Raw genomic sequence first — 25,765 nt, 5'->3', positions numbered from 1 at the left:
GTTCGTTTTTTCTTGCATTTTTTTAAAAGAAGGACTATTATTAACATAGTAATTGACACACGAAAGTGAAGAAAATAAGGGGGATTATCCGTTTGGCAGATGATCGTAAAGCAGCTTTAGATGCTGCACTGAAAAAGATTGAAAAGAACTATGGTAAAGGTGCCATTATGAAACTTGGTGAGAAAGTCGATCAACAAATTTCGACGATTCCAAGTGGTTCATTGGCTTTGGATGTTGCTTTAGGTGTGGGTGGTTATCCACGTGGACGTATTGTTGAAGTATATGGACCAGAAAGTTCTGGTAAAACGACAGTTGCTTTACACGCAATCGCTGAAGTTCAAAAAGGTGGCGGAACAGCAGCCTTTATTGATGCAGAACATGCATTAGATCCTCAATATGCACAAAAATTGGGTGTAAATATCGATGATTTGCTGCTATCTCAGCCCGATACAGGTGAGCAAGGTCTTGAGATCGCTGATGCTTTAGTATCAAGTGGAGCTGTCGATATTGTTGTTATCGACTCGGTTGCCGCTTTGGTACCAAGAGCTGAGATCGATGGTGAGATGGGTGATACCCACGTTGGTCTTCAAGCCCGGTTGATGTCTCAAGCATTGCGTAAATTATCTGGATCAATCAATAAGACCAAAACAATTGCGATTTTTATCAATCAAATTCGTGAAAAAGTTGGGATCATGTTCGGTAATCCTGAAACAACTCCTGGTGGACGTGCGCTTAAATTCTATTCGACGATTCGATTAGAGGTACGACGTGCAGAACAATTAAAATCCGGGACAGACATTATCGGAAACCGGACAAAAATCAAAGTTGTCAAAAATAAAGTAGCGCCACCTTTTAAAGTTGCTGAAGTAGACATGATGTATGGACAAGGAATCTCTCAAGAGGGAGAGTTGCTTGATATGGCAGTAGAGCAAGACATTGTTGATAAGAGCGGTGCTTGGTATGCTTATAAAGGAGATCGCATTGGTCAGGGGCGGGAAAACGCGAAAAACTATATGCGTGAACATCAAGAAATGATGATGGAAGTTTCTGCTCGTGTTCGCGATGCGTACGGCATTGGTACCGGAGAAACGGTCATTGAAACAGAAGATGCGCAAGAAGAACTACCATTAGACGAATAAGATCGTTTAACGATAAAGAAGAAGCCAAACATTCAAGTGTTTGGCTTTTTTTGTACAGTAATAACAGATCTGCTCATAAAAACTGCACGTTAAAATGAAACCTACAGGAGGTGATATACATAGGATTTAAAGTTGACACTCTTGTGTACAAACATTAGAATAAACTTATGTGGGTTTCCACATAGCAGTAGGCAACTTGATAATTTATTTTAATTTGTTTATCAAAACTACAAAATATTGTAAAAGATAGTATGGAGGTGGATTCATTGGAACTACTTTACATTCTCCTCGCTATCATCGGTTTAATTGTCGGTCTTGGATTAGGAGTTTTTGTGACCAAATCTCGTCACGAAAAAGAGATCAATGGCGCGCAAAATTCTGCAACTGGAATTATCGAAAGCGCTAAAAAAGAAGCAGAAACTCTAAAAAAAGAAGCATTGTTAGAAGCTAAGGAAGAAAATCAGCGTTATCGGTCAGAGATTGAAAGTGAGTTGAAAGAAAGCAAACTTGATTTAAAATCACAAGAAAATCGCTTGCTCCAAAGAGAACAAGTACTTGATCGCAAAGATGATTCTTTGGAAAAACGAGAGCACTCACTGGAAGAAAAAGAAAACAGACTTAGTGAGAAACAACAATTAATTGACGAGCGAGAAAAAGAAGTAGAAAAACTAATCGATGGGCAACAGCAAGAATTAGAGCGTATTGCGGCTTTGTCTAGAGAGGAAGCCAAAGAGTTGATCATGAAATCAACGGAAGAAGAGTTGAATCATGAATTAACGATTATGGTAAAAGAATCAGAGCAACGTGCAAAAGAAGAAGCAGATCGTAAAGCGAAAAACTTATTGTCACTAGCAATTCAACGTTGTGCTGCAGATCAAGTATCAGAAACAACAGTATCTGTCGTATCATTACCAAATGACGAGATGAAAGGTCGAATCATTGGACGAGAAGGACGCAATATTCGGACATTGGAAACATTGACCGGTATTGATCTGATTATCGATGACACACCAGAAGCAGTTGTACTATCAGGATTCGATCCAATCCGTCGAGAGATTGCACGAATGACATTAGAGAAACTGATCCAAGATGGACGGATCCATCCTGCACGTATTGAAGAGATGGTTGAGAAATCCCGCAAAGAAATGGATGAACACATCCGTGAATATGGGGAACAAGCAGCCTTTGAAGTCGGTGCACATACCCTACATCCTGATTTGATCAAGATATTGGGACGTTTACGCTTTAGAACCAGTTATGGACAAAACGTATTGAATCACTCAATTGAAGTGGCAAAACTTTCGGGTGTTCTAGCTGCTGAATTAGGTGAAGACATTCAGTTAGCAAAACGTGCTGGACTGCTGCATGATATTGGAAAAGCACTTGATCATGAAATTGAAGGCTCACACGTTGAGATTGGTGCTGAACTTGCTGCCAAATATAAAGAAAATCCTGTAGTCATTAACGCAATTGCATCCCACCATGGAGACGTAGAAGCTACTTCAGTTATCTCTGTGCTGGTAGCTGCAGCAGATGCTTTATCCGCTGCTAGACCAGGTGCACGTAGCGAATCGTTGGAAAACTATATCCGTCGTTTACAAAACTTAGAAAATATTGCGAATGGCTTCAAAGGTGTAGATTCAAGTTTTGCTGTACAAGCAGGTCGAGAAGTACGAGTTATGGTTAAGCCAGAAGAGATTTCCGATTTAGATGCGGTTCGTCTAGTACGTGATATCCGTAAAAAAATTGAAGATGATCTTGATTATCCAGGACATATTAAAGTAACGGTTATTCGTGAAACGCGAGCAACTGATTACGCTAAATAGCATAAAAAAGAACCTTGGCTTTTAAAGCCAAGGTTCTTTTTTATCAAATAGTTTAGCCCTCGTTAGCAGGATTAAAATTAATCAAAGCCGCCTAGTACTTAAGAGAGGTTAGATTTTTCTTCTGCGCGCAAAGTCTACAAATCGAAACTTATCTAAGCGATGTATCGATTCAGTGTATTCAAAACAGCGTGTGTCTTCAAGATAAACCAAACTACGTACAGTAACAACATGTTGATCATCAGGATGAAGGTCCATTAAATCTCTTAATTCTTTATTGACTGGATCCACGGTAATTTCTTTTTGTGCATAGGCAATTTCAAGTCCAAGATCATTTTCAAAGTAATCATAGATCGAGTCTTGTGCTCGACGTTCAGGCAATTCTTCAATAATCGAAGCATCTAAATAATCTTTATCTAGAATGACAACTTCACCATCAATCTTTCTTTGACGTACCAATTTCCAAGCTTCAGAAGCAACTGGCCAATCAGTAATACCATGTAATTTTGGTGAAACGGCGATCTTACGAATTTCAACTACTTTTGTTTCACTAGGAATACGTTGAGTATCTTGTAATTCTTTAAAACTAGTTAGACCAGAAATAGGAAAGTCAAAACGATTCAGATCTAAAACGATTGAACCTTTTCCTTGTTTTTTTTGAATGTAGCCAGCATTTTTTAAAAGATTCAAGGCTTTTCGAACCGTTTCACGAGAAACACTGTACATTTTGATTAATTGGTTCTCACTAGGTAAAAGAGAGTGTGGCGGGTATTCGTTTGACAGTATCTTTTGTTCAAGATCCAAAAATATCTCTTTGAATTTATTCATGGGATTGCCTCCTCTTGCCTATTATAGCGAGGGCATTTTTGAAAAGCAATCGGCTATTTGGCCAATAATTCATCAATTGAAAGATCCGTCAGTTTTTCGACGATTGTGTCAGCTCCATGCAGTTCTTCACCAGAATAGACACCAACTGCATACATGCCAGCTGCCTTAATGCCATCAATACCTGCTTGGGCATCTTCAAAACCAACTGCATCACTAGGTTTAATGTTCAGCCCTTTTGCAGCTTGGATAAAGATTTCTGGATCTGGTTTACCTTTAGAAAGTGTGGCTGGGTCAACGATTACATCAAAATCCTGCATGACACCCAATTTATCTAAAATAAATGGCGCATTTTTAGATGCCGATGCGATAGCACAAGGAATCCCCTTGTGTTTTGCTTCTTCTAGAAAAGTTTTGACACCCGGAAGAAGGTCATCCGGAGTCAGACTTTGAAGTAATTGAACATAGTGAGTGTTTTTTTTGCTTGCTAAAGCATCTTTTTCTTCTGAACTATAAGCATCATTTTTATTTCCTAATGTTAAAATACGCTCTAAGGAATCCATACGACTAATCCCTTTTAGTTGTTCGTTGAATTTTAAGTCGATTTCAATACCGATTTCAGCGGCTAGTTCTTTCCATGCGATATAGTGATATTTGGCTGTGTCTGTAATCACACCATCTAAATCAAAAACAAACCCTTTTTTCATTATGTTACTCTCCTTTAATAGTTGATAGATTGTTCTTTATTGGCTTTTAATTCATGAGTAGCGCCAGAAAGAATGATCGTTGTATTTTGGTCAGCTACAACTGTCAATGTTTCATGTGTAACATTAAAGTGATAATTAATACCTCTGACTTGAATATTAAATTGAATATTTTGCCATTGCTTAGGCAGATTTGGATCAATACGCATCACATCTTCCCGAAAATCGATTCCCGCAAATGTCGTTAGCGGAATATAGAGAGTTGCCGCCATTACACCCGCATGAATTCCTTCGGCGGTGGTTCCTCCTTGAATATCGCGGTAATCTGAATAGAGAGCCTCTTGATATAAAGACCAAGCGAGATCTTGCTGATCAACCATTGCTGCCAATTGAGCATGTACAACTCGAGAGAGTGTAGAGCCATGAGAAGTTCTGGCCAAATAATAATGCAAGTTTTTTTCTACATAATCTTCGGGTAAGCGGTAAGTAAGATCATCTAAGATTTGATGCACTTGCGCTGTTGAAAAATTGTAAAAAATCATTAGGCTGTCAGCTTGTTTGGCAACTTTGTATGCATCGGCGCTTTTTCCTTCAGCATTTAAAATACGATCCATACGATAAATGTTCCCATATTTTTCTCTATAATGATCCCAGTCTAAGTCTTTTAAATCAAAATAGCCTTCAAATTGTGCAATAATTCCTTCGGGATTAATTTCTAAACTTAAATTTTTACGAATATCGGTCATTTGTGAGAAATTGTCCTCTGAAAGCTGCACTTTAGCTGCTACACTTTGAAAGATTTCTGGTGAAAGTTGGTTGCGTAATTTTTCCACTTCTTCAAACAACCACACTACCATCATATTGGTATATGCATTATTTTTCAACCCACCTTTTTGACTGTTGGGATAGCTTTCATGAAATTCATCCGGTCCCATGACACCTTCGATTGAGTAACGGCCTGTGACAGAATTCAAAGTAGCAGCACTCTGCCAAAAATGAGCAATTTCTAAAATTAATTCTAAACCGTATTGCTCCATAAAAGATCGGTCACGAACGTTATGCCAGTACTGCCATACATTATAGGCAATCGCTAAAGAAACGTGACGTTGCAATCGGCTATGGTCTTCTTTCCACTCACCACTGATAGGATTCAAATGAAGTTCTTGTGACTGTTCTGTTCCATCTAAACCAGATTGCCATGGAAACATTGCGCCTTGGTATCCGGCTTCTTTGGCTGCTTTCTTGGCTGCCGTTAAGCGCTGATAGCGGTAAAGTAAGATCTCTCTGGCGGTTTTAGGAAAATGAAGAATATAAAAAGGTATGATGAATAATTCATCCCAAAAAATATGACCACGGTAAGCCTCGCCATGGAGACCACGGGCTGTGATACTAGCATCAAGAGATTGCTCATAGGCGTTGGGTGCTGCTGACACTAATAGATGGTATGTGTGAAGATTCAGCATTTTTTGTGACATGAGATCCCCATCAATGGTAATGGCTGCATTCTCCCATAGTTTGCGCCAAGCTTCTTTGGATTCAGCATACATTTCTTTAAACCGTGGTAGTGAAAGAAGTGCCAGCTTGCTAGTAGTTGTTTGTTCTCCCATTTGATATTTAGCAACAGTAACTGATTTTTCTAAAGTATAAGTTCTATTTTTCTCCGCAGAAATTGTTAATTTTTGAATTACTTTTTCTGCCGTTTTTTCTGATTTTAATGTTTCAAGAGAAAAGTCATCAGAAAATAATTGTGATGCTTGGCAAACCGTAATGTCAGACTGATTTGTACGGGCAATGAGCAGAGCTTTGCTCTTAAAATACTCCGTTGTTTGAATGGTCAAGTGCTTGTTTGTCAAGCTTCGATAGCGTGCGACATTATAATTGTAGACCGAACCATCTGCTTCACTTATCACGTCGATTTCTCCGGTAAAATTAAGTGGAGTAAAGCGGTAAAGGATGGAGTAGTGATGACTATTTTCCATATTAGCAATTTTTTGTGTTTCAATTCGTAATTGCTTTTTAGTTTGTGTTTCGATTTCAGCGAAGGAGGTAAATAATCCAGTTTTTAAATTTAATTGACGCTTAAAAGATAAAAGTGTATTTTGTGCGATATCGATTTTTTCGTTGTCAATGACTAAATAAATTTTTTGCAGATTTGGTGCATTGACGAAGTCCTCATTTGTAATGGTACGATCAGACACCTCTGACTCCGCCGTATTATAGAGACTTGCTAAATAAAGCCCAGGATAATTGGCATCGGAAATCTCCATTTCTGGTGTGGTACCACGCAACCCTATAAAGCCATTTCCTACTGTCAATAGTGATTCAACGGAGTACTCATCTTTGCCAGGAGTATAGCCATAATATTCTAATTGCCAAGGAATCTCCAAACGCTTCTCTTCAAAGCTTTCTTCAGTTCCACATACAAACGCTCGATTTAATTTTTCGGTTAACCATTGATCTAATGAAAAGGTTCCTTCTTCGTTAGTAAAGACGAATGAGTCGGAAAGGATTCCTCCCTCTTGATTCTTTTCCAATTGTTTCTTTAATGCTGCTATTCGTTCATTGGTGGTCCCTGTAAACGTGAATATAGCACCCATGTGGTCGGCCAATAGCCATTGATCATTAGTGATCTCAATTTTGTTCACAGTATTCTCTCCTTTCTACTTGTCTATACATGCAAAATGATTATAACCGATATTGTAAGCTTTTTCAATTTAATAAGGCTGTTTTTTTAAATTATTGTGTAAAGTTAAATGAAAGTGATTTGTTTTTTTTATTTGCTCAAAGTTTATCTTTTTGAATGAAAATCCTTTTGTACCAACAAAAATAAAGCGTGTTCTGAATGATTATTTTTCACAAATGTCTTTAGTGAAAAAAATATAGAATGAAACGCTTGCAATATTGTAAATATAAAGTTATGATTAGCATGAAATAAAAACATATATATACAAGTTTAAATGGAAGGGGTTTATTATTATGGGGAAGTATCGGTATGATGCTGAAAAATTGCTGGAGTATGTAGGCGGTAAAGAAAATATTGCAGCTGTGACTCACTGTGCGACGCGGATGCGATTTGTACTGAATGATCAGTCGAAAGCAAACGAGAAAGCCATTGAAGATATTCCAAGTGTTAAAGGGATGTTTACAAATGCTGGGCAGTTTCAAGTGATTATCGGAAATGATGTTCCAACGTTTTACAATGATTTTACAGCGGTATCTGGGATTGAAGGAGTTTCTAAAGAACAAAGTAAAGCGATTGCAAAAAATAACCAAAATATTGTTCAACGCGCCATTGGCACATTAGCAGAAATTTTTACGCCATTATTACCAGCAATTATTGTCGGTGGTTTAATGTTGGGTTTAAGAAATTTTCTAGAAGGTGTACCTCTTGAGGCTTTAGGTGGACAAACAATTACGCAATCCTCTACTTTTTGGAATGGGGTCAATGGATTTTTATGGTTACCCTGTGAAGCAATCTTTCACTTTTTACCTGTAGGTATTACTTGGAGTATTGCTCGTAAAATGGGAGCTACACAAATTTTGGGGATCGTTTTGGGGATTACTTTAGTATCACCGCAATTATTAAATGCTTATTCTGTAAGTTCAACCAGTGCTGCGGAGATCGCTCAAAATTATACATGGGATTTTGGTTTTTTCACAATTGACAAAATTGGCTATCAAGCTCAAGTTATCCCAGCTATGTTAGCCGGGTTCCTATTGGTTTATTTGGAAAGATTCTTTAGAAAATGGATTCCAGAAGCAGTCTCTATGATTTTTGTTCCTCTATTTTCATTGTTACCAACTATTTTAGCAGCTCATATGATTTTAGGTCCGATCGGCTGGCAAATTGGTTCAGGAATCTCCTGGGTAGTAAATGCTGGTTTAACATCATCATTAAACTGGTTATTTGGTTTTATTTTTGGTGGTCTTTATGCGCCGCTCGTTATCACAGGCTTACATCATACTACGCTAGCAATTGATTCACAATTAGTAGCAGATTATGGCACAACGAATCTTTGGCCAATGATTATGCTATCAAATATTGCCCAAGGTACAGCAGTATTAGCTATTTGGTTCCTTCATCGTGGGAATAAAAAAGAAGAACAAGTATCCGTACCTGCAACAATCTCTGCATATATGGGTGTAACAGAACCTGCTATGTTCGGGATTAATTTGAAATATGTCTATCCATTTCTTGCAGCTATGGTTGGCTCTGCATTTGGCGGAATGTTGATCACTGCTACAAATACAAGAGCACTAGGTATTGGTGTCGGGGGACTTCCAGGATTCTTATCTTTCCAAATTAAAGATTACCCAATGGTTTTCCTTTCGATGGGTGTGACTATTGTAGTAACGTTCATCTTTACTTTTATATTTAGAAAAGTTAGTGTCTTAAATAAGTTGGAACCAGAACTGGCTCTTGCAGACACAGGTGTTACTGATACAGCGACAACAGTAGACCCAATGACTTCTTCTGCGAATGCAGCAACTACTGTAACTGAGGAAATGCTTTATGCACCGGCAGATGGTCAAATCATTGCAATCGGTGAAGTGGAAGACCCTGTTTTTTCACAAAAAATGATGGGTGATGGCTATGCAGTTCGTCCAAGTAACGGAAAAATCTATGCTCCTGTTGCAGGGACGGTTTCAAGTATTTTTGAAACAAAACATGCAATTGGAATTTTGACTCCTGGTGGGGCAGAGGTTTTAGTTCATATGGGATTAGATACCGTTGAATTAAAAGGCGCACCATTCACTGTCAAAGTGTCGGAAGGTGATGCTGTCACAGTAGATACATTGATTGCTGAGATGGATCTAGAAGCTGTTACCAAAGCTGGAAAGAAAACAGATGTTGTTACGGTTCTTACGAACGCTGAAAAGATCAATCAGCTGACAATCAACAAAACCGGCAGTGTACACGCGCATGATCGAGTAGGAGCTGCTGAAGTCCGCTAAATAAAAAAGAGTAGGCTCATGAAAGGAAGCTATCATTCCATTCATGAGCCGTATTTTTTTGTTTTATTTTTCTTAAAGGGTTATTTTGTTTGGCGTACACGTTCTTTATAAAAGTAGCGCAAAGTTAGAAATACGACTAGCAATACTAGCACCCATAGGAAGAATAAAGCGATTTGTGACCCTAAAATTGTTCCGGAAATATAATCGGGACTTACTTTTTGAGCAAGGTCGATCATTGTCGCAACTAAAGCTGTTGCGACAGCGCCAGAAAATTGTTGCAGTGTGTTGAAGACGGCATTTCCATCGGCGGCCAAATGTTGGTCAATTTTACTTAACCCCATAGTCATCATATTGCTATACGAACAACCGATTCCGATCATATAAAAGACATGGGCAGCAATAAACGCCCACAAAAACGTCAGGTGCAATAGCAAGGCCAACGCTAACCAGCCAAAAGTAATCAATACAAGACCAATCATAATCGGTTTTTTAGGTCCGATGCTATCCAACATACGGCCTGAAAGAGGAGCTAGAACAGCACCTACAATCGCACCAGGCAACATAACCAATCCAGCAGTGAATGCGTCCTGACCAAGGACTATTTGAACAAAGTTTGGCAAGACAAATGAGATTCCAAGTAAAAGAAACTGACAGACAAGAAATCCGAATAAGAATAATCGGAAAGAACGATTTTTGAATACAGATAAGCGAATCAAAGGCTCAGATTGCAAGGAACGTTTATAGAAAAGAGCTGCACCTAAAATACCAAGTGCTAATGGAAATATGCTCGTAAGAGAACCAATTTGGTTTAAGAAAAGCAAAAAGCCACTAAACATAAAAGTGATACCCAAAACACTCCACAAATCCAGACGACCAGTTTTTTCAATTGCAATTTTAGGTATTGAATAAAGACCTAAAACCAATGAGACCAATAAGACGGGTATTAAGAAGAGGAAAATGTAGTTCCAGTTCAAGAGAGAAGTCAATAAACCTCCGTAAGTAGGACCAATCGCCGGTGCAATTGAAGTAGTTAAATTTCCGATTCCAATCATAGTTCCTCTTTTTTCCAAAGGAGAGTACGTAAGGATGATATGAAACATCAACGGTAAAGCAATTCCTGTACTTGCCCCTTGAAGTAAACGGCCAAGTAATAGGATAGCAAAGGAAGGGGAGAGGAAATCAATCAGTAATCCTGCTAAAAACAACCCGTTGGCAGCCAAAAATAATGTTCGAATTTGAAATTGTTTCAAAAGAAAAGTAGAAATTGGTACGATGATCGATATCACCAGCAAATAGATTGTTGTAACCCATTGCACATTTGAAGTAGAAAGATTGAATTGATTAATCAAAGTCGGAAATGTTACATTCATAGCTGTTTCGATCAATACCCCAGCAAATGACATAATACCGGTTGCTATAATAGCGCCTAACAATTTTATTTTTTTCTCCATATTATCACCTCTAAAAAAATTCATAAAAAAAGAGCCAGTTTCTAAATAAATAGAAACCGCCTCTCTCTCGACAAGCATTACTGCTTGTTATCTGTACGATTTAATCTAAAAGCTATTGTACTGACTTCTTTTTGAAGAGTCAATAGAAATGTTTGAAAAATAAAACTGAATTTTATTTGAAACTTTTCAAAAAAATTCTTACACCAAAATTTTTATTTTGTTAGAATAATCAAGTATGTAAAAAAGAAAGGAAGTTCTAAATGCCGATTAACAAAAAAGAAAGTTTGATCTATACGACATTTATGTGTTTTTTTATGGTGTACTTCATGAGTGTCTACAATTTAATGTATGAGGTGGGAATTACTGCAATAGCTTTTCAATTGGCTTGGAATGAACTGCCATTTGCTATATGTATTGCGTTTATTTTAGATTGGTTTATTGTCTCAGGTCCTGCGAAAGCATTTGCTTTCCGTTTTATTGAAAAAGATACCCCAGCTTGGAAAAAGATTGGTCTAATCTCATCAATGATGATTGCCGGCATGGTTTTCTTTATGTCACTTTTTGGTGCTGTAATGCATCCGAATGTAAATCAAGGACTATTAATGACATGGTTATCTAATATTGGTAAGAATGTAGTTGTTGCTTTGCCGTTACAATTATTGATTGCCGGACCAATTGTACGACGATTATTTAGAAAATTATTTCCCATAGGTACGGTACAAGAAATTCAATAGAATTTATACAAAGGGCCACTTCTGAGGTTGAACTCAGAAGTGGCTTTTTATCTAAATATATTTGTTAAATAACAAACAAAAAACACCATAGGATGGTATGGCGTTTCTTGTTTACCCTATAAAATAGGATACAGGATGTACTTACATAATAGTATGCATAGGAAGAAAAGTATAGTTCAACAATTTCATTGCTCGGTGAAATCATTGCTTTGAACATATTTTAATCTGTAAAAAAATTGAAAAGTTGGTACCAAGGACGGTCAGATACGATGTATGCTTCAGGAGAAAAACCTGATGATGCATACCCTAAAAAACAAATGAATAGCCCTAGAAAAATGAATGCCCCGCCTATCATTAGTAGCAAACGTTTATTTATTTTGATCATCTTACCACCTGCTTTTGAAAGTTTTTGTATATCGCTTTAGGCAAATGAATAAACTGTTGCGTCCAACCTAAGATGGGTTTACTAAGCATATAAGTAAAAATCATACATACTAACCCTATTCCGAACATCGTGACGCCTAGACCTAGCTGGGTGATAGAAAAGTGAAGACCTTGAGATAGTAGTAAAGGGCTTAAAACAACACTTGCAATGCCGCCAATCAGTGAAGTTATGCCAATAACACTTGTACTGAATGGAAGGCACCAAATAACTATCAAACCACTAAGCATCAACAATAGAACGGTTAACAGTAAGCTTCCCCATAGAGGAAATCCTAGAAAAATTATCACTAATAAGAATGGATGAAAACGCCGAGGAACTTTTACGACAATTTCTTCGGCACCTAAAGCACTTTGAGCAATACTTTGAGGAGTCCCTAATCTGGCTACAGCTTCAACTTCAGAGAGTCCCTCTTCCATCAAATCTTGGATCATTTCATCATAATAATCAATAAGATGATGAATCTCACTTGGTTTGGTCTTATAGGCTAATTCAGCTGCTAAACTTTTAATAAATGTTATGCGATCCATGTCAATTGTCTCCTTTAATATAATGATGAATTTTTTCTAAATGAGGCCAATCAATAGTCAAAAATTCATGGATACTATTTTGACCATGAGCAGTGATTTGATAATATTTTCTCAGCCGGCCATTATGTTCTTTTGAATAAGTCGAAACTTTTTTATTTGCCTCTAAGCGTTTCAAGATAGGGTATAAAGTTGATTCAGAGATTGGCAATAGAGGAGAAATATTTTTAACGATTTCATATCCATAAGAGTCTCCTCTTTGTAAAAAAGCTAACACACAGAATTCGATAATCCCTTTTTTCAGTTGACTATCCAATGACTACACCACCTTATACATAATACTATATAAAACATAGTATAGTTTTGCAAGTCGATTTGTGGAAATCAGTCTCAAGACGTAGTAACTTCCAGGTTATGCCTATTTTTTTTGCTTCCAGTCATTTTTCCTTACTTAAAATTCATCGTACGGTGAAAATATTGATTATTTTATATTAGATTCTTTTGGTAAAGTATTACTAATAAAAAGTTGTTAGGATTTTAGACAATCGTATAGTTGTTGTGTTAGGTAATTGCTGTTGGAAAAGTTGCTTGATAAAAAACACACGATACTCAGTCCAGCTACGAAAGAAGTTAGTAAGAGAGTGTGTGTTTATCAGGAAAGGAGTTAATAATGAGAAAACAAACAATCACAAAGAAATATTTAATCAATAGGTTACGCAGTCATTTAGAAGAATATTTGTATACTCCCATCACTGTTAGAAAAATTGCGAAATATGCAAAGATTTCTACACAACCGATCTATTTGCAATTTTCGAATATGCAAAATTATAAACAGGCAATGATTGATGATGTTTTGGCAGAGATTCACGAGCTTTCTTTGAAAAAGGAGATAGAGGATGATCCATTGTATACGTTTTGGCTTAACTATTATTTGTTTGCCAGCCAAAATAGGAACTTATATTTTGCGTTATTTTTGAATGATATAGGGTGTGGTTCCTATTTAAGAGATCAATCATTGTCATTGTTTATAGAGACAATGGCTGAATCCGAAGTATATCAAAAAGCAAATTGCGAAGACATTGAAAAATTGCATAATGAAAGTTTGATTTTCTTTTCTGGTCTCGTTCTTACTTATGTACGGGGAGAGAATATGCAAGCAATAGAAGAATTTTTACAAGATATTAAAGACTATTTTTATCGTACACTGATTGATCCTATGTATATTTATCGAGAAATATTACCACAATCAGTCATCGAAGCTGGTTTTTAAAATAACAATAAACTGTTTTTTAATTTTTTCATTACTTGATAGGCTTCTTGCTTTATAAAAATTCTTGGCTCATTCATTTTCTTGTAAACGAATAGTATGGGTTTATTGTTGGCAATTTTCAAGAAATATGAGAAGGTAGAATTAGCAAAAAGTAAGGTGTTTTATGACTAAAAAGAAACAAGTGATGGAGGAATCTTGATGGGTCAAACAGATAATTATTCAGATAAAAAAGCTCAAATCGATCAGCGAATCTGTTTTTTGGAAGAGCATACTTACCAAGGAAACGACCTTGGCGTAACCTTTCAAGAGCATGCGATAACCTTTAAATGCTGGACGCCAGAGGCTGATGCAGTTTCAGTCATTATTTATCAAAGCGGAGAGGTTAAAGACAAGGATCGTGTGATGACAGTTCCAATGAAGCAAGAAAATAATTGTTGGAAGGTCACAGTTACGGATGAAGTCAAAGAAATGTTCTATACGTTTGAAATTCAGCGAGGACAAGAGAAGGTTGAAGTGGTTGATCTTTATGCGAAAGCTGTCGGTCTCAATGGGGATCGTGGGGCTATCGTTGATTTAAAAGAAACGGATCCTGAGGGATGGTCGCAGACAGAATGTGTTGGCCAAGATACGATTACAGACGCTTACATTTGGGAATTACATGTGGAAGATTTCAGTAGTTCTAAAACTAGCGGCATCTCAGAAAAAAATCGTGGAAAATATCTAGCGTTTACTGAAAAGAATACGCATCTTGAAGGAGATGAAAGGCAGCCAACAGGGCTCGCCTATTTGAAAGAACAGGGGATTAACTATGTTCATCTGTTGCCAATCTTTGATTTTGATAATGACGAGCTGTCTACAGCCTACAACTGGGGATATGATCCTAAGAATTATAACGTTCCAGAAGGAAAGTATTCTTCAGACCCGAAGGATCCCAAAGCCCGCATTCGGGAATGCAAACAAATGATTCAGTCTCTCCATGAGGAATCAATTGGTGTAGTAATGGATGTCGTTTTTAATCACACTGCAGTCACAGAATCTTCTTGGTTTAATAAGACTGTGCCAAACTATTACTACCGTCAGGATGAAGAAGGAAATTTCGCTGATGGCTCTGCCTGTGGCAATGAAATTGCCTCAGAACGTAAAATGATGCGCAAGTTTATTATTGATTCAATCCTTTATTGGGCTAAGGAGTACAAAATTGATGGATTTCGTTTTGATTTGATGGGACTGATCGATGTGGAGACGATGAATCAACTGCGTGCAAGCCTGGATTCGGAAGGTTTCTCTCATGTTATTCTATACGGAGAACCATGGGATGCCGGCAGCAATCGTATCATCCAGCCAAACATCCCAGCGAATAAAAGTAATGTCTGGGCACTGTCAGAAGGCGTTGCGGTTTTTAGCAATGATTTAAGAGACAGTATCAAAGGTGATGTCTTTGAAGAAACAGACGGAGCGTTTATTCAAGGAATGAATGGTCAACCGCAAGTCAAGCAAACCTTTTATGCGGCAAATTTGGCAACGGCGATTCAAGGAAATACGAAACAAAACGGACAGGCTGCTGGTGACCGATGGGCAAAATCTCCCCGCCAAGTGATCGCCTATGCTTCAGTCCATGATAATTTGACCTTATGGGACAAACTGGTGGCAACCATGCAGGCTTCAGCGAAGGAAAGAAATTATGATTTTGATCTTGAGCTTTTAGCCCGCAACAAACTAGCAGCAGCCATTTTGTTTACTAGCCAAGGAGCAGTATTGACCCAAGCAGGCGAAGAGTTTGGCCGTACCAAACAAGGAGACGAAAATTCTTTCCGTTCACCGATAGAAATTAATCAGCTAGACTGGAAACGCGCACAAACTTTTAATGAGTTGCGGTCATTTTATCAAGGTATGTGGCAGATCCGTAAATTCTATCCGCCATTAAGAGATGCCACGATTCGGACAGCTGAAAGTATTCAGTTTATTGAGACTAACAATGAAAATTTCCTTGCATATATTATTCCGAATAATGGTTACAATGATACATGGCAATCATTAGCTGTTTTGGTGAACAGCAGCAATAAAGACATTTTGGTAAATAGGGAAGAATTCAAGCAAGAGAAATGGTGGATCGTTGCAGATAATTTTGGAGCAGGTATAGAGCCACGTGGAGAGATCGTGGGTGAAATCAACATCGCTGCCAAAAGTCTTTTACTTTTAGCTAAATAGTTATTTTATTTTTAAAATTTTTAAATTAAGAAGAAAGTTAAATTGTATTAAAATCCATTAAATATGGATTTTAATACAACTATTACGAATGTTTATAAAGCGATAGGAATAATTTTCTGTTATGAGAGAAGTACAGGTGGACCATAACATGAACGGTTTAAAAGAAACCGATTTTATGATGACAATCTGACTGCTTAATGCTATAGTAAAAACAGAAAAACCCAAGTTGGATTGTTACTGACTCGATCAGGCAAAACCTAAATGAGAAAACGCTCTTTGTAGCGGCTCTTATTTAGGTTTTTTATTTTTTTCGGGTATTTCTTAGAATGTTAAGCAGCAAAGTTATTGTTTCAGTTACTTGCAAACATATGACTTTGTTAAAATAAATTAGGCAAAGGAGAACGAGCAAATGGCAAAATTTCCAGAAAATTTCTTATGGGGCGGCGCGACCGCAGCGAATCAATTAGAAGGGGCGTTCGATCGCGATGGCAAAGGCTTGTCAGTGGCGGATGCAATGCCTGGCGGCAAACAGCGTTTAGCGATTTTAGGCAGTGATACGTTTGATTGGACGATCGATGAGGACAAATACACCTACCCAAATCATCGCGGGATCGACCATTATGACCGTTTCAAAGAAGACATTGCGTTGTTTGCGGAAATGGGCTTCAAGAGCTATCGTTTTTCAATCGCTTGGACACGTATTTTTCCAAAAGGTGATGAAACGACACCGAACGAAGCTGGGTTAGCATTTTACGATGCGTTGATTGATGAATGTTTGAAATACGGGATCGAGCCAGTGGTTACGATCTCCCACTATGAAATGCCCTTGCATTTAGCCAAAGAATACGGTGGCTGGAAAAATCGAGCATTGATCGATTTCTATGAGCGTTTTGCAAAAGTCGTCTTGGAACGTTTCCATAGTAAAGTCAAATACTGGATGACTTTCAATGAAATCAATTCAGCTTTTCATTTCTCCGCATTGAGCCAAGGAATGGTCAACAGTACGGGTGCTAGCGACTTTACAAACGTGATCCAAGCGTGGCACAACCAATTTGTTGCCAGCAGTAAAGCAGTCAAAATTGGGCATGAATTGAATCCTGAGTTACAAATTGGTTGCATGATCATTTATGCAACGACCTATAGCATTGATGCAAACCCAGTCAACCAAGTAGCAACAATGATCCATAACCAAGCCTTCAACTACTACTGTGCCGACGTGCAAGTACGTGGGAAATATCCAGCATTTACTGATCGCTTGTATAAAGAGCATGGGGTCAAGAAGGAAGATCTTGATATTACCGAAGAAGATTTAGCATTGATTGCTAAGTATACCGTCGATTATATTGGATTTAGCTATTACATGTCTTCTGCAGTGGATATCACAACAGAAGAAGCTGATGAAGTACAAGGTAACTTGTTGGGTGGTGTCCGCAATCCATTCTTGGAAGCAAGTGAATGGGGCTGGCAAATCGATCCAGAAGGACTGCGCATTGCGTTGAATGAATTGTATGATCGGTACCAGAAACCATTATTTATCGTGGAAAATGGTTTAGGAGCTATCGATACTATTAGTGAAGATGGCAAAATCGAAGACGATTACCGCATTGATTACTTACGTCGTCATATCGAAGCAATGGGTGAAGCGATTGAAGATGGTGTTGACCTGATGGGATATACACCATGGGGATGTATTGACCTCGTTAGCGCGTCAACCGGAGAAATGAGCAAACGCTATGGCTTTATCTACGTGGACTTTGATGATGAAGGCAATGGCACAATGGATCGATCAAAGAAAAAATCCTTCGATTGGTATAAACAAGTGATTGCTTCAAATGGAGAAGATTTAGCGTAAGATTAATACTCGTTTTTTTATAGCCGCACAACACGGATTATCGTTGTGCGGTTATTTTGCTGAAAAAATAGATTGTCTGAATAGAGTAAAAAATCTAAAAATAATAGATAACACATCATAAAAATTTTAATCAGAAAAACTTTAATAATTGCACTTGGTAAGCGGAATAAAACTAAATTTTCAAATAAATTTTTCAAGAATGGCTGACTCTTTCTTTCCAACTAAAAGGGGACCAACATATTTTTGATGATATGGAAAATTTTGCAAATTTAGAAGGGCGTTGTGGTTTTCTTCTGAAATGTTTCACGTGAAGCATTTTTACAGAAGATAGTTACATCAAATGCAATATTTTCGAAAATAGCGACTCTATTTTGTGAAGCGGATGAGTTTCTCTTAGAACGTTTGGATTAATAAAAATTATTTCGAGCCGATTAAAGAAGTAAGAGAACGGAGTATGAAAAATTGTTTCCCCTCATCTATTCGAATAATTGGTCTTTACCATATGATGGTGATAAGATTAAAACATAGAAATGTAGAGCATTTTGTTTGTGAAAACGTTTCAATTTTAAAGAATGGAGAGTAAGCGATTAAAAAATAAAAATAGTAGGCAAGTTGCTTCTTTTTTACTTAAGAGAGGAGTATATTCGTATTTGGAATTTTTCTTTATTTAGAATGATTTTAATGTATTTTTTTAGAAATAGGGGGATGTAAAATGGATATTGTAACATTAGCACGAATCCAGTTCGCGATGACGACGATTTTTCACTTTTTCTTTGTACCGTTTTCGATCGGAACTGGTGTCGTTGTTGCAATCATGGAGACACTTTATGTGATCAAAAAAGATGAAAAATATCGCCGAATGACAAAGTTCTGGGGAAATATTTTTCTATTAAGTTTTGTGGTAGGAGTGGTAACTGGGATCATTCAAGAATTTCAATTTGGAATGAACTGGTCTGATTATTCTCGTTTTGTTGGGGATATTTTTGGTGCTCCTTTGGCGTTAGAAGCATTGCTAGCCTTCTTTTTGGAATCAACTTTCTTAGGATTGTGGATTTTCACATGGGATAAAGTCAGCCCTAAACTGCATATGACGTTCTTTTGGTTAGTTACTATTGGCTCGATGCTCTCTGCTTTCTGGATTTTAGCTGCCAATAGTTTTATGCAACATCCAGTTGGATACACATTGAACAATGGTCGTGCTGAGATGACTGACTTCGGAGCCCTGTTAGCTAACCCACAAGTCTGGTATGAGTTCCTTCATGTTATTACTGCAGCAATTGCCATGGGAGGAATTCTGATTGCAGGAATGTCAGCTTTCCAATTGTTGAAAAAAGACAAGAAAGTTGACCGTGATTTTTTCAAAAAATCAATGCGGATCGGTTTTGCAGTAGCTTTGTTTGGTTCAATTACGGTGTTGATCGCAGGTGACGAACAAATGAAGTATTTGGTTGAAGAACAACCAATGAAATTTGCAGCAATGGAAGGTACGTATGAAGATACCGGAGATCCTGCGGCATGGACTGTAGTTGCATGGGCAAATGAACGAGAACACAAACGGGTTTTTGGTGTTGAGATTCCTTATATGTTGAGTATCCTTGCATTTAACGAACCATCTGGTTCGATTGATGGAATGAACACAGTGAATCAAGATTTGATCGAACGTTACGGAGATCGGAACTATTTTCCTCCGGTCAACACATTGTTTTGGAGCTTCCGGATCATGGCAGGTTTCGGTGCATTGATGTTGTTGGTTTCTTCATTGGGGTTATTCTTTACGCGTAAGAAGAAGCCTTCGCTATTTGAGAAACGTTGGATGCTTTGGGTAGTGGCTATAACATTATTTACCCCATTCATTGCAAATACAGCAGGGTGGCTGATTACGGAATTGGGTCGCTACCCATGGACAGTCTATGGTCTATTTACGATTGAAGATAGTGTTTCGCCAAATGTATCGGCAACTTCGCTTGTTATCTCAAATATTGTTTACTTTGTTCTTTTCTCTGGTTTGGCATTAACAATGGTTTATTTGATTCGGCGAGAGTTAGGACATGGTCCTGAAAACAACCAGATGGAAGGAACGCTGCACGAAGCAGAAGAAGATCCATTTGATAAGGAGGCGTTTGAAGGATGACCGGATTGCAACTAATGTGGTATGTATTGATTGGCATTTTGTTTGCCGGCTTCTTCTTTTTAGAAGGATTTGACTTTGGTGTGGGGATGTCTGTCCAGACATTGACCCATAATGAACAGGAAAAAGATCAGATCGTGCATACGATCGGACCAGTGTGGGACGGGAATGAAGTTTGGTTGATTACCGCAGGTGGCGCGATGTTTGCTTCTTTCCCTTACTGGTATGCCTCTTTGTTCAGTGGTTATTATTTGATTTTGTTATTGATACTAGTCGGATTGATTATACGCGGTGTTTCCTTTGAGTTTCGGGCAAAAATGCCTGAAGACCGTAAAAATATGTGGAATTGGACATTAACCATTGGCAGTACATTGGTGCCTTTTATGTTCGGACTCTTGTTTACAAGTATGGTCCAAGGCATGCCAATTGATGCAGAGGGAAATATGTCCGCGCACTTCGGTGACTACGTCAATCTCTTCTCTGTAGTTGGCGGGATTGCCCTAACTTTGCTTTGCTACTTACATGGATTGAATTATATTGCACTAAAAACTACTGGTCCGATTCGTGACCGTGCCCGAAATTATGCGAGTGCCTTTTATGGTGTGCTATATTTTGGTTTGGTGGCGTTTGCCGCGCTACTTTATTTCAAAACAGATTTCTTTGAAAAACATTTTGCTTCGACGCTTCTTTTGCTGATTGTGATTGTGGCTTTGACGCTGATAGCGAATATCTCTGTATTTAAAGGGAAAGAAATGGTGGCATTTATTGCTAGTGGTTTGACCATGGTGGCGCTAGTCGGATTGTTGTTCTCTGGTTTGTTCCCACGAGTATTGATTAGCTCAATCGACCCTAGTTATGATTTGTTGATTGCAGAAGCTTCCTCTAGTCACTACACATTGAAGATCATGAGTTATTTATCACTGACAATCTTGCCGTTTGTTTTGGCTTATACAGCATGGACCTACTATATTTTCCGTAAACGAATTAGTCATACTGAGCTGACGGAGGGTTATTAATGATCGACAAACAAATCATAGAGCTTCCCGGAATGAAACGGTTAATGGGATTGCTTGCAGGACTTTCTTTCCTGCAAGCTCTCTTCATCATTGGACAAGCCTATGGTCTTGCTAGTGGGATCACTGGATTATGGGAAGGACAATCGTTAGAAGAGCAGTGGGGCTGGATTCTACTGTTCTTTTGTTCGTTTTTAGGTCGCCAGGCCATTGTTTATTTTCGGACAAAGAAATTAGACAGCTATAGTTACCAGCAAGCTACTGAATTACGTAATCAACTGCTAGAAAAGATTTTTCGTGTAGGACCACAAATCGTTCAGCAACAAGGTACCGGAAACATTACAACGATGGTATTGGAAGGCATTAGTCAGGTAGAAAACTATTTACAACTAATATTGGCAAAAATTATGAACATGTCGATCATTCCTTGGGTGATTTTGGCTTTAGTATTTTACTTGGATTGGATCTCAGGTCTGGTTTTATTGCTGGTTTTTCCACTGATCATTATTTTTATGATCATCCTAGGCTATGCCGCCCAAAGTAAAGCTGAAAAACAATACCGCACATTTCAATTATTGTCCAACCACTTTATTGATTCATTACGTGGAATCGACACCTTGAAACTTTTTGGGATCAGCAAAAAATATGGAAAAAGTATCTTCGCTTCTAGCGAACGTTTTCGTAAAGCAACGATGGGATCGTTGAGAGTCGGAATTCTTTCCACTTTTGCATTGGATTTTTTCACAACATTGTCCATCGCTGTGGTTGCGGTTTTACTGGGGCTGCGTTTGATCAATGAAGAAATCTTGTTATTTCCAGCACTAACGATTTTGATTTTATCTCCGGAGTATTTTTTACCAATTCGCGATTTTTCAAGTGATTACCATGCGACTTTAGATGGGAAAAATGCAATGACCGCTGTATCTACGATTTTATCTGAGCCAGAAGCAGCCATTGATCCAGTAAGTTTACCTCAATGGCAAGCTGATTCGGAACTATCGATTCATTCGTTATCTTTTGATTATGGAGAAAAGTCTGTTTTGAAAGATATTGCATTGGAGGTCCAAGGATTTCAAAAAATTGGGATCATTGGGATGAGTGGCTCTGGAAAATCAACGCTGATCAATAACTTAAGCGGCTTTTTGATTCCGAAAGAAGGCGAAATTACTTTTGATGGCCAAAAAATGACTGCATTAAGACAGTCGGATTGGCAGCAGCAACTAGTTTATATTCCCCAAAACCCCTATATCTATCGGCTGACTTTGCGAGAAAATGTGGCTTTCTATCAGCCAAATGCTACTGAAGAACAAGTGTGGCAAGCAATCGAAGTTGCAGGTTTAACGAAATTAGTTCAAGAATTGCCGCAAGGAATCGATACAATGCTAGGTGAAGGGGAACGCCATCTAAGCGGTGGACAGGCGCAACGAATTGCGTTGGCTCGTGCTTTCTTAGACCAGCATCGAAAAATTTTATTATTTGATGAGCCAACTGCCCATTTAGATATTGAAACAGAAGTAGAATTGAAAGAACGGATGCTTCCGTTGATGGAGAACCATCTAGTCTTCTTTGCGACACATCGCTTGCACTGGATGGAAGAGATGGATCAAATCCTAGTAATGGATCAAGGCAGAATTGTTGAGCGAGGGACATTGGCAGAACTGCAAGCAAAGAATGGCGCTTTCGTTGCGTTAGTCAATGGGATGAGGAGGGAACAACTTGAATAAAATCGGTCTCTGGCGTTCGCTAAAAACAGATACCTGGGTCAAACCCTTTCTTTCAAAGTACAAAAAGGTTCTTGCAGCAGCGCTGTTTTTAGGATTTATGACATTCTTTTGCGGAGGCGCGTTAATGTTTAATTCTGGCTATCTGATTAGCCGCTCTGCCTCAATTCCAGAGAATATTTTGTTAGTATACATTCCAATCGTTCTGACCCGAGCATTCGGGATCGGCCGACCAGTTTTTCGTTATGTTGAACGACTGACAAGTCATAATTGGGTGTTGCGAATGACATCGAACCTACGCCTAAAACTATACAATGTTGTCGAAAAAGATGCCGTTTTCTTTAAGCAGACCCATCGAACTGGCGATATTTTAGGATTATTAGCAGAAGATATCAACCATATCCAAAACTTATATCTGCGAACGATTTTCCCTACGGTGATTGCTTGGTTATTGTATACTTTTCTGATTATCGGATTAGGGTACTTTTCGTTAGGATTTGCTTTGGTAATGTTGCTGTTGTTGGGAATAAATGTGTTTGTGCTGCCGCTCTGGTCCGTTGTGATCAATGGCGCTCGTCAAGAAAAGCAAAAACAAATGAAGAATCAATTATATACAACATTGACTGATAATGTGCTAGGAGTTTCTGACTGGGTATTTTCACAGCGAGGAGCAGAATACGTCGATGAACACAAGCAATTGGCGGCAAATCTACGAAGCGTTGATGAGAAAATCAATCGTTTTGATCGAAAAAGAGATTTCCTTTTACAAGTGATCTTCGGGGTGATTACGGTTGCGTTGATTGTCTGGACAAGTCAGCGATTTCCTGGCGAGCACGGTGGCTTAGCTAATTGGATCGCAGCATTTGTCCTTTGTGTCTTTCCTTTGGTAGATGCTTTCGCACCATTGCCTTCAGCGGCACAAGAAACCAATATATACAAAGATTCGATTGATCGTTTTAATGCATTACCAGAAAAAGAGGAACAAAAACGGACAGCATCAGCTATAAGTGCACCGTTCAATTTAGAAGTGAATCAGGTTAGTTTCCATTATCCATCTGAAAAAGAGGTACTAAAGAATCTTAGCTTAACGATTCCTGCGCATCAAAAACTGGCAATATTGGGACGTAGCGGTTCTGGGAAAAGTACCTTTGCTTCTTTGCTCAGGGGAGATTTATTGCCGACCCAAGGTAGTATTACCTTAAATGGTGAGCCGGTAGCAAGTTTTGGTGAAGATATTAGCGAATGGATTGGAGTCATCAACCAGAGTCCTTATTTGTTCCATACAACGATTTTAAATAATTTGCGGATTGGTAATGAAGAAGCGTCAGAAGAAGAAGTTTGGGACGTACTGAAACGAGTAGGCTTATCAGAGATGGTGACAGCTCTGCCAGAAGGTTTGCGAACCATGGTTGATGAAGCAGGGTTACGTTTTTCCGGCGGTGAACGCCATCGGTTGGCATTAGCGCGAATTCTTTTGAAGAAAACACCGATTATTTTATTAGACGAGCCAACTGTTGGGCTAGATCCAATCACTGAGCAAGCTGTTTTGGAAACTTTTTTCAATGAGTTGGAAGACAAGACGATTATTTGGATCACCCACCACCTGCAAGGAATCTCACTGATGGATCAGGTCATTTTTATTGAGGATGGAGAATTAACGATGAGCGGTACGCCTGCTGAGTTAGCTGTCGAAAACCAACACTTTCAACAGTTATTGGCTATTGATCAAGGGCGACTGTAATCAAACTGGGACCTTTGCCAAGACAACAAAAAAATCGGCTAGTGATCGACATGAATGTCGGCTTAGTTTTTGAGGAGCATTCGCTCCTCAAAACACTTCACTGTTTACCCGATTGGTTCGTTTATTTTCAGAATAGCTTTCAGTTGCGGAGGATAGAATAAAGAATGATCAATAATTTCGTTGCAAAAGCAGTTGCGTTAGCTCGCGAATTTTTTCTTTGCTAGGGGTGTTCGGCAGCAGTTCGATGTCGGCTAGTGCTTTTTCGGTATAAGAAACAGCAAAATCGGTGGCTTTTTCAACGCCATGATAACGGCGCACTAATTCAGCAACCTCTGTGGCCTCCTCGGTGGTCAACTCGCTTTTTTTGGACAGATAACTCTCAAATGCGGCAGGATTTTGTTCTTTAGCAAAGAGCAGAGGTAATGTATAGACACCTTGTGCCAAGTCTTCAAGAACGGGTTTTTTCAACGTTCCAGAATCTGCTGTATAGTCCAAAATATCATCAAAAACTTGAAAAGCGATGCCGATGTTTCGTCCGATCTCACCAGCCCGTTCTTGGTTTTCTAAGTCGAGACCGCCAAAATGAGCACCTTCGATGCAGGCCAGCCAGAATAATTCGGCAGTTTTACCATTGATGCTTTGTAAGTAATCAGCAATTGATTCATCTATATTGTAGCGTGTGTGCATTTGATCTAATTCTCCCAGCAAAAGGCGTTTCATTGCTTGGGCATTTGTAGCCAAAAAATGAGAGCCATTCATGCTCTCGATCAATAACTCAAAGAATTGGGTGAAGAGCAGATCACCTGTGTAAACAGCGATATCTTTGCCATATTTTGCTTGGACAGTGATGCGTCCGCGTCGCAACGGCGAATCATCAATGATGTCATCGTGAATCAAGGTTGCCATATGTAAGATTTCTAATGAAGCAGCAATTTTGGTTAATTGATCATTTCTTTCATCAATGGGTTCGCCTAGATCAGCGAATAAGAAAAATAATGCTGGACGCAGCATTTTTCCTCCAGAATAAGTAAAATCAACTAATACATCTTGTATTTCTTTGTTACGAACAGTTACGCGTTCTTCAATGATCGAACAGACAGTTTTTAGTCTTTGCTCGATCGAAGGATAATCGATCCAAAAATTCAACATATTAAAACCCTTTCTACCAGTCATTCAGCCCTTATTCTAACTTAAAGGGAGTCTATTGACTAGTTAAGTGCATTTATCAAAA

19 protein-coding genes are annotated in these 25,765 nt (G+C 38.5%); 11 read left to right on the top strand and 8 right to left on the bottom strand.

The genetic code is table 11. From position 1 onward, the window contains the following. Positions 1-92: 92 nt before the first annotated feature. Both recA and rny read left to right on the top strand, forming a co-directional pair. Positions 93-1,139: a recombinase RecA gene (recA, locus tag HED61_RS02545; RefSeq protein ID WP_003128984.1), complete on the top strand. Its 1,047-nt coding sequence runs from the start codon at positions 93-95 to the stop codon at positions 1,137-1,139. A 251-nt stretch (positions 1,140-1,390) separates the two neighbouring features. Further along, positions 1,391-2,965 (top strand): ribonuclease Y, encoded by a 1,575-nt coding sequence (gene rny / locus HED61_RS02540; RefSeq protein ID WP_029487351.1) that lies wholly within the window; start codon positions 1,391-1,393, stop codon positions 2,963-2,965. A gap of 108 nt (positions 2,966-3,073) precedes the next feature. On the opposite strand, the gene treR is transcribed toward rny, so the two are convergent. The 3 genes from treR to HED61_RS02525 are packed head-to-tail and all read right to left on the bottom strand — an operon-like array spanning position 3,074 to position 7,136. Next, complete coding sequence (gene treR / locus HED61_RS02535) at positions 3,074-3,790, bottom strand: trehalose operon repressor (protein WP_003128986.1); 717 nt, start codon at positions 3,788-3,790, stop codon at positions 3,074-3,076. A gap of 53 nt (positions 3,791-3,843) precedes the next feature. Further along, the gene (pgmB, locus tag HED61_RS02530) at positions 3,844-4,494 is read right to left on the bottom strand and encodes a beta-phosphoglucomutase (protein WP_003128987.1); all 651 of its coding nucleotides are present in this window, start codon (positions 4,492-4,494) and stop codon (positions 3,844-3,846) included. A gap of 14 nt (positions 4,495-4,508) precedes the next feature. Next, positions 4,509-7,136: a glycoside hydrolase family 65 protein gene (locus tag HED61_RS02525; RefSeq protein WP_113848998.1), complete on the bottom strand. Its 2,628-nt coding sequence runs from the start codon at positions 7,134-7,136 to the stop codon at positions 4,509-4,511. Between the two features lie 331 nt (positions 7,137-7,467). On the opposite strand from HED61_RS02525, the gene treP reads away from it, so the two are divergent. Continuing rightward, the gene (gene treP / locus HED61_RS02520; RefSeq protein WP_219645394.1) at positions 7,468-9,447 is read left to right on the top strand and encodes a PTS system trehalose-specific EIIBC component; all 1,980 of its coding nucleotides are present in this window, start codon (positions 7,468-7,470) and stop codon (positions 9,445-9,447) included. Positions 9,448-9,527: 80 nt separating this feature from the next. Here the strand turns inward: treP and HED61_RS02515 are convergent, their stop codons facing one another. After that, on the bottom strand, positions 9,528-10,898 hold the full coding sequence (locus tag HED61_RS02515) for an MFS transporter (RefSeq protein WP_029487350.1): 1,371 nt from the start codon (positions 10,896-10,898) through the stop codon (positions 9,528-9,530). A gap of 260 nt (positions 10,899-11,158) precedes the next feature. On the opposite strand from HED61_RS02515, the gene HED61_RS02510 reads away from it, so the two are divergent. Then, a complete protein-coding gene (locus HED61_RS02510) occupies positions 11,159-11,632 on the top strand; it encodes a DUF2798 domain-containing protein (RefSeq protein ID WP_005473035.1) in 474 nt (157 codons plus the stop codon). Between the two features lie 220 nt (positions 11,633-11,852). On the opposite strand, the gene HED61_RS02505 is transcribed toward HED61_RS02510, so the two are convergent. From HED61_RS02505 to HED61_RS02495, 3 genes are read right to left on the bottom strand one after another with little or no spacing between them, the layout of a single operon-like run. Then, positions 11,853-12,017 carry a hypothetical protein gene (locus HED61_RS02505; RefSeq protein WP_005473033.1) on the bottom strand — a complete coding sequence of 55 codons (165 nt, stop codon included), beginning with the start codon at positions 12,015-12,017 and terminating at the stop codon, positions 11,853-11,855. Then, positions 12,014-12,604 carry a DUF1700 domain-containing protein gene (locus HED61_RS02500; protein ID WP_113848996.1) on the bottom strand — a complete coding sequence of 197 codons (591 nt, stop codon included), beginning with the start codon at positions 12,602-12,604 and terminating at the stop codon, positions 12,014-12,016. Before HED61_RS02500 ends, HED61_RS02505 begins: the two co-directional genes overlap by 4 nt. A gap of 1 nt (position 12,605) precedes the next feature. Then, the gene (locus tag HED61_RS02495; RefSeq protein WP_003128996.1) at positions 12,606-12,917 is read right to left on the bottom strand and encodes a PadR family transcriptional regulator; all 312 of its coding nucleotides are present in this window, start codon (positions 12,915-12,917) and stop codon (positions 12,606-12,608) included. A 354-nt stretch (positions 12,918-13,271) separates the two neighbouring features. Here HED61_RS02495 and HED61_RS02490 point away from each other — a divergent pair, with 354 nt between their 5' ends. From HED61_RS02490 to cydC, 7 genes are all read left to right on the top strand, one after another. Next, positions 13,272-13,871, top strand: a complete 600-nt coding sequence (locus HED61_RS02490) for a TetR/AcrR family transcriptional regulator (RefSeq protein ID WP_219645393.1) — start codon at positions 13,272-13,274, stop codon at positions 13,869-13,871. 198 nt (positions 13,872-14,069) lie between these two features. Beyond that, positions 14,070-16,079, top strand: a complete 2,010-nt coding sequence (gene pulA / locus HED61_RS02485) for a type I pullulanase (protein ID WP_219645392.1) — start codon at positions 14,070-14,072, stop codon at positions 16,077-16,079. A 409-nt stretch (positions 16,080-16,488) separates the two neighbouring features. Next, a complete protein-coding gene (locus HED61_RS02480) occupies positions 16,489-17,931 on the top strand; it encodes a glycoside hydrolase family 1 protein (RefSeq protein WP_103300709.1) in 1,443 nt (480 codons plus the stop codon). Positions 17,932-18,643: 712 nt separating this feature from the next. Then, the gene (locus HED61_RS02475; RefSeq protein WP_003129000.1) at positions 18,644-20,062 is read left to right on the top strand and encodes a cytochrome ubiquinol oxidase subunit I; all 1,419 of its coding nucleotides are present in this window, start codon (positions 18,644-18,646) and stop codon (positions 20,060-20,062) included. Beyond that, the gene (cydB, locus tag HED61_RS02470; RefSeq protein ID WP_003129001.1) at positions 20,059-21,075 is read left to right on the top strand and encodes a cytochrome d ubiquinol oxidase subunit II; all 1,017 of its coding nucleotides are present in this window, start codon (positions 20,059-20,061) and stop codon (positions 21,073-21,075) included. The genes HED61_RS02475 and cydB overlap by 4 nt, the downstream gene beginning before the upstream one ends. Beyond that, positions 21,075-22,796, top strand: coding sequence for a thiol reductant ABC exporter subunit CydD (gene cydD / locus HED61_RS02465; protein WP_219645391.1), 1,722 nt, complete (start codon positions 21,075-21,077; stop codon positions 22,794-22,796). The genes cydB and cydD overlap by 1 nt, the downstream gene beginning before the upstream one ends. Next, positions 22,789-24,534, top strand: coding sequence for a thiol reductant ABC exporter subunit CydC (gene cydC / locus HED61_RS02460; protein ID WP_029487346.1), 1,746 nt, complete (start codon positions 22,789-22,791; stop codon positions 24,532-24,534). Before cydD ends, cydC begins: the two co-directional genes overlap by 8 nt. 168 nt (positions 24,535-24,702) lie before the next feature. On the opposite strand, the gene HED61_RS02455 is transcribed toward cydC, so the two are convergent. Beyond that, complete coding sequence (locus tag HED61_RS02455; protein ID WP_003129005.1) at positions 24,703-25,683, bottom strand: polyprenyl synthetase family protein; 981 nt, start codon at positions 25,681-25,683, stop codon at positions 24,703-24,705. Between the last annotated feature and the right edge of the window lie 82 nt (positions 25,684-25,765).

Source organism: Enterococcus gallinarum, assembly GCF_021496385.1.
GTDB classification, from domain to species: Bacteria; Bacillota; Bacilli; order Lactobacillales; family Enterococcaceae; genus Enterococcus_D; species Enterococcus_D gallinarum.
Note: the sequence above shows the minus strand (reverse complement) of the source record. Positions and strands in the feature narration are given on the sequence as shown.

Coding starts and splice junctions, on each gene's coding strand:
- HED61_RS02480 (WP_103300709.1), top strand. CDS start 16,489: ATGGCAAAATTTCCAGAAAATTTCTTATGGGGCGGCGCGACCGCAGCG.
- rny (WP_029487351.1), top strand. CDS start 1,391: ATGGAGGTGGATTCATTGGAACTACTTTACATTCTCCTCGCTATCATC.
- pgmB (WP_003128987.1), bottom strand. CDS start 4,494: ATGAAAAAAGGGTTTGTTTTTGATTTAGATGGTGTGATTACAGACACA.
- pulA (WP_219645392.1), top strand. CDS start 14,070: ATGGGTCAAACAGATAATTATTCAGATAAAAAAGCTCAAATCGATCAG.
- HED61_RS02515 (WP_029487350.1), bottom strand. CDS start 10,898: ATGGAGAAAAAAATAAAATTGTTAGGCGCTATTATAGCAACCGGTATT.
- HED61_RS02505 (WP_005473033.1), bottom strand. CDS start 12,017: ATGATCAAAATAAATAAACGTTTGCTACTAATGATAGGCGGGGCATTC.
- HED61_RS02475 (WP_003129000.1), top strand. CDS start 18,644: ATGGATATTGTAACATTAGCACGAATCCAGTTCGCGATGACGACGATT.
- HED61_RS02500 (WP_113848996.1), bottom strand. CDS start 12,604: ATGGATCGCATAACATTTATTAAAAGTTTAGCAGCTGAATTAGCCTAT.
- cydB (WP_003129001.1), top strand. CDS start 20,059: ATGACCGGATTGCAACTAATGTGGTATGTATTGATTGGCATTTTGTTT.
- treP (WP_219645394.1), top strand. CDS start 7,468: ATGGGGAAGTATCGGTATGATGCTGAAAAATTGCTGGAGTATGTAGGC.
- HED61_RS02510 (WP_005473035.1), top strand. CDS start 11,159: ATGCCGATTAACAAAAAAGAAAGTTTGATCTATACGACATTTATGTGT.
- HED61_RS02490 (WP_219645393.1), top strand. CDS start 13,272: ATGAGAAAACAAACAATCACAAAGAAATATTTAATCAATAGGTTACGC.
- cydD (WP_219645391.1), top strand. CDS start 21,075: ATGATCGACAAACAAATCATAGAGCTTCCCGGAATGAAACGGTTAATG.
- treR (WP_003128986.1), bottom strand. CDS start 3,790: ATGAATAAATTCAAAGAGATATTTTTGGATCTTGAACAAAAGATACTG.
- HED61_RS02455 (WP_003129005.1), bottom strand. CDS start 25,683: ATGTTGAATTTTTGGATCGATTATCCTTCGATCGAGCAAAGACTAAAA.